General features: G+C 64.5%; 1 protein-coding gene. It reads right to left on the reverse strand.

Annotated elements, in window-relative coordinates; translation table 11 throughout:
• Window positions 1-245: hypothetical protein (locus R0K30_RS23095; RefSeq protein ID WP_410613318.1), on the reverse strand; the 245-nt coding region annotated here is incomplete at both ends.

The following is a 245-nucleotide window of genomic DNA, read 5'->3' on the forward strand; positions in this document are numbered from 1 at the left end:
GCCCCATGCTCTGCGTCGTCGTAGAAGTCGGCCCAGGTGACACGGCACAGCATCTCGACCCGTTGCCCGGCCAGGTACAGCATGCTCTTGGCGAGGGCACGGTGACGCTCGGGTAGGCCTTCGATGGCTTCGAGTACCACCTTCAATTCGTCCTTGGTTAGCGCCCAGGTTTCCGCCCGGTCGGCACCTTCGATGGTGGGCACATCCCGCACCGGGTTGGCGGTCAGGCCGAACAACACGGCATC

The organism is Bacillus sp. SIMBA_154 (assembly GCF_046536015.1).
In the GTDB taxonomy this organism is placed as follows: domain Bacteria; phylum Bacillota; class Bacilli; order Bacillales; family Bacillaceae; genus Bacillus; species Bacillus pumilus_P.